At 52.4% G+C, this 4,741-nt stretch carries 4 protein-coding genes; all 4 read right to left on the reverse strand.

What is annotated here, in order from left to right; all coding sequences use genetic code 11:
• The coding region (locus BOW51_RS07660) for an LpxD N-terminal domain-containing protein (RefSeq protein WP_281252875.1) at window positions 1-522 on the reverse strand (522 nt) is incomplete at its 3' end.
• Window positions 522-1,058, reverse strand: coding sequence for an OmpH/Skp family outer membrane protein (locus tag BOW51_RS07665; protein ID WP_078477167.1), 537 nt, complete (start codon window positions 1,056-1,058; stop codon window positions 522-524). The genes BOW51_RS07660 and BOW51_RS07665, both read right to left, overlap by 1 nt.
• A 33-nt stretch (window positions 1,059-1,091) precedes the next feature.
• A complete protein-coding gene (gene bamA / locus BOW51_RS07670; protein WP_245828612.1) occupies window positions 1,092-3,476 on the reverse strand; it encodes an outer membrane protein assembly factor BamA in 2,385 nt (794 codons plus the stop codon).
• A 106-nt stretch (window positions 3,477-3,582) separates the two neighbouring features.
• Window positions 3,583-4,728, reverse strand: a complete 1,146-nt coding sequence (rseP, locus tag BOW51_RS07675; protein WP_078477169.1) for an RIP metalloprotease RseP — start codon at window positions 4,726-4,728, stop codon at window positions 3,583-3,585.
• Window positions 4,729-4,741: the final 13 nt, after the last annotated feature.

The following is a 4,741-nucleotide window of genomic DNA, read 5'->3' on the forward strand; positions in this document are numbered from 1 at the left end:
GCAATGCGCGCCAATCTCAACTCCTTCGCACAAGGTCACGTTTGCAAGCAGGTGGCTACTCTCTCCGACGACTGTATTCTCGAGAATCACGCAGCCAGGCCCAATAAGGACGCCATCGCCAATTACAACATTGGCACCAATAACTGTGTTTGCACCAATCTCTGCACTGGCAGCAACTGTTGCCGTGGCATGGATCACTGCAGAGCCAGCAACACCAGGCAAGACCGGCTTGGGCGGATTGAAATACCTGCTCACTCTGGCGAAACCCAATGATGGGTCAGGGTGAATAACCCTGTTGCGGTTTAGCCCTTTAGCATCCTTCTCCGCGACTATGATGCATCCGGCACCGCTGTTCTCCAATTCATTTCTGTAACGGCTGTTCGTCAATGCCGCAACCTGGTGGCTTTGCGCATCGTGCAGGGGAGCGACCCCATCAACCAGGTGACTCCCATCACCTGTCAGCACCCCCCCCGCAATTGTCACCAGCTTTTCGAGGCTTATTGGTGAGACAGGGTTGCTCATCACTTGCCGGCTGATTCGCTCTTGTTCGCCCCGTAAGCCGCTTGCATGCGTTCCAGTACCTGTTTTGAAATATCTGCTCGATCACTTGCATAGACCACGGCAGTTTCAAATACCAGGTCGATAGACTGCTCCCTGGCTATCGACTCAATCGTCTCGGCAATCAGGACACGCAAACGGTTCTGCTCATCGTTTTTCTTGAAGGCGATATCTTCATCGAGCTCACTTGTTGCCTCTTTGAGGCGACGTCGTTCGGTGAGAACCTTGCGTTCGAGTGCCGTTCGATCTTCAAATGAGAGAGACCCGGCATCCTTGAGTTCCACCTCAAGTTCCTGAAGCTTTTCACGGCGAGAATCAAGCACCTTGTTGCGGCTCAGATACTCCTGCTTCAGCCCCTCTTCAATCTCGGCGACCTGGGGGGAATTCTTCATGATCAGGGGTACATTTACAAAGCCGACTTTGTGAGATGACTCTGCACTTGCCGCAGATGCCTGCAACAGAAAGAGAACCGGCAGTATGAGTTTTAGCGATTTCAACATTATCTAGTTTTCAACCTGGTTTCAGGTGCGCACTCAGAAGCGCGTACCAAATGTGAACTGAAACTCTTCGACCTCATCAGTCGCCGTATCGTTCAATGGCATTGCATAACTGACATTCAACAGACCGACAGGAGAGAGCCAGCTCATGCCAACACCGGCACTGTAACGCAGCTCACCGACATCAAAATCACTGATATCAGGATCGAACACATTACCGAAATCGACAAAACCTACCAAGCGCATGCTGTCTTTCAGGTCAGCGAGAGGCGGCGGAGTCCAGAACTCGAGTGAACCTGTCATGCTGATGGTGCCGCCAATTGCATCGCTACAGCTTGAGTCGTCGGGAATATCAAGATATTCACACTCGGTCGGGCCCATCGAGTAGGCCTGGAAGCCGCGAACAGACCCCGGGCCGCCAGCATAGAACCTTTTGTAGAAAGGAAATTCACTGCTATCGCCATAGGCGGCGCCGTAGGCTAGATTTACACGACCTGCAAGTACGAAGTCTTCCCAAACCGGTACGTAAGTCTTTTGGCTGTAATTCGCCGTGAAGTATTGAAGATCACTACCCGGTGTTGAAACACTGAGGCCAGCAGAGATCTGGCTACCGTTGGTCGGGAAGTAAGCACGGTTACGGCTGTCATGTGTCCAGCCGAAACCAACAACATAATTCAGATAGTCATCCTGCCCATCCTGTCCGCAAATAAAGTCTTCCGCAGGATTCAGGTCTTCGGTATTGTCACCTGTCGTACAATAATCCTCATCAGGACCATCATCGTTTGGATCAATCACCTTCAGCTTGGTGTAATCGATATCTGCAGTGACACGAAATCGGTCATGCTCGGTGATCGGGAAGCCGAAATTGATACCGATCCTGCCATCATCGGTTGCATAGTCCGTGGTAACCGAGCCACTGACATTACTCAGGTCAGTTTCACTAAAGCGCAGGGTAAAGCCCTGGCTGACGCCATCCATGGTGAAATAGGGATCGGTATAGCTGAGTTCGTAATAGGTCGTGACATCACTGGTATTGAAGCCCAGTTTTACCTTTTTGCCGGTACCAAAGAAGTTCTCCTCACTGATACTCGCCTGCAGTGAAACACCGCCCGATTGCGAGTAACCAACACCAGACATCAACTCACCGGAACGATGCTCAACCACGCTGACATTGATGTCAATCTGGTCAGGTGCGCCAGGCACTGGCGATGTGGTGATATCGACTTTGTCAAAGTAGCCGAGTCGCAACAGGCGCTCTTTTGACCTGGTCACCTGCTCGGCTGAGTACCAGGCAGATTCCATCTGGCGGAATTCACGGCGCAGAACACGATCACGTGAACGCGTATTGCCATGAATATTGATTCTGCGCACGTAAACGCGGCGACCAGGCTCAATGTAGAAGGTCACTGCAACGGTTTTGTTCTCTTCATCAATAACCGGAATCGGGTTGACCTTGGCAAAAGCATATCCCTGGTCGGAGAGTGCACTGGTCAGGCGCTCGGCGCTTCGTACGACCAGCTTGCGCGAGAAGGGTTCGCCACGCACGAGGTGAATCAGCGGGAAGAGTTTCTGCGGCTCGACAATCGTCTTGCCTGCGATCTGTACATCGCTGAGCGTGTAGACATCACCCTCACTGATATTCATCGTCAGGTAGACTTTCTCGTTCTCCGGACTGATGTTGACCTGGGTAGAATCAACATCGAACTTGATGAAGCCGCGATCCATGTAATATGAGCGCAGGGTTTCGATGTCCGCCGTCATCTTCTGACGCGAATAGCGGTCTTCCTTGGTAAATCGCGAAATAATACTACCGGTCGATTGTGACAGCTCATCCTGAAGATCATCCTCGTCGAAAGCTGTATTACCAACGATGTTGATCTCTTCGATGGTGGCTGTCCTGCCCTCGCGGATCAGCAGGTCGACAGCGACACGGTTACGCTCGAGAGGAGTGATCACGGAGTCAATCTGGACACTGTACTTGCCACGATCGAAGTAGGCGCTCTTGAGCCCCTGCTTGGTACGATCAAGCAGTAATTCATTAAATACCCGGCCCTCAACAAAACCCACGGAACGCATACTCTCGAGAATCGTCTCGTCATCAATATCCTTGTTACCTTCCAGGGTGATCGAGGCGATTGCAGGACGCTCGACAACGGTGACTACCAGAACATTACCGTCTTGCTCAAGTTGAACGTCCTTGAAAAAGCCGGTGCCGTAGAGCGAACGGATAATTTCAGCAGGCGCATTCTGATCAACACGGTCTCCCACTTCGTAGGGAATATAGCTGAATACAGTCCCAGCTGAGATTCTCTGCAATCCCTCTACGCGGATATCCTTGATCGAAAAGCTTGCAGCGAAGCCAACGGAAGAGATCAACAGCGCAATTACTACAACAAAAAGACGAGATGTTTGCTTCATCATGGTTAACGAGCCCGGGGTTATATTATTCATTCTTGAGCAACAAAAAATCGATTACTCGGAGTATAAAGGAGTTTTGCCAATGTTGAAATGACCAGCTGAAACTGAATCATCCGAAAATTCTGCCGAGGTCGACATAGAGCGCCAATAGCATGATACCGATCATAATCATCATCCCGATTCCCTGTGCGCGCGCCTGCACTGAATCCGGCAGGGGCCGCCCGGCAAGAAATTCGACCAGGTAGAAGGCTAAATGCCCCCCATCCAGCACCGGAATCGGCAGTAAATTAAGCACACCAATCGTCACTGACAGCATCGCCAGAAAGCGAACAAAGGCGTTAATACCGATTTCCGCGGTATCTCCTGCCGCCTTGGCAATGGTCACGGGGCCGCCAAGGCTCTCGACCGAGAGCTGTCCACTGAGCATGCCCCCGATTACTTTCAGTGTCAGAGCAGACATTTTCCAGGTCTCCTGCGCTGCCCTCTTGAGAGCGGAGAGTGGGCTGTAGTGAATCTCGGATCGATATCGACCGAAATCAACATCATCGGTGTAGCTGACGCCGGCAAAACCGATAACGGTGTCGCCACTCCCCTTCTCTCCCGGGATCAACTGCAGGAGCTGTAGTCGTCCGTCGCGTTCAACTTCAACCTCCAGGCCACGCCCCGGATTTTCCCGGATTTCGCGGCCCCAGGCATGCCAGTCCTGAATTGGCTTGCCATTCACGCCGGTGACCCTGTCACCGGGCTGAAAACCGGCAGCCTGCGCAGGAGTGTCAGTTACAACCTCTCCGATCACGGCAGGAATATGAGGAAGCTGCTGCACTAATCCAATTTGACTGACAGCGCCCTGACTCTCGGTAAGCACCAGCAGGGCTTCAGCAGGCAGATAAAGCTCTCGCTGCAAACCGTCCTCACCAATGACGCTAACGGGCGCAGCCTTATCATCGACGGCATAATCAATCAGTTGAAAAATGACACGTTCCCAGCTGTTCGCCGACTCTCCGCCAACCGCAATAATCTCGTCACCAGAGCGAAATCCCGCTTCTGCAGCCGCAGAGTTCTGCGTCGGCGCATCCAGTATCGGCTTGAGTCCGGTTTCACCGGAGAGAAAAATCGCCCAGTAGGCAAACAGTGCAAAAATCAGGTTGGCAAGTGGTCCGGCCAGTACGATTGCCGTCCTCACGCCGAGTTCCTGACGGTTGAATGCCTTTGGCAGCTCTGCCTCGTCGACACCACCTTCACGCTCATCGAGCATCTTGACGTATCAG

Source organism: Solemya elarraichensis gill symbiont, from assembly GCF_002021095.1.
Lineage (GTDB): Bacteria > Pseudomonadota > Gammaproteobacteria > Chromatiales > Chromatiaceae.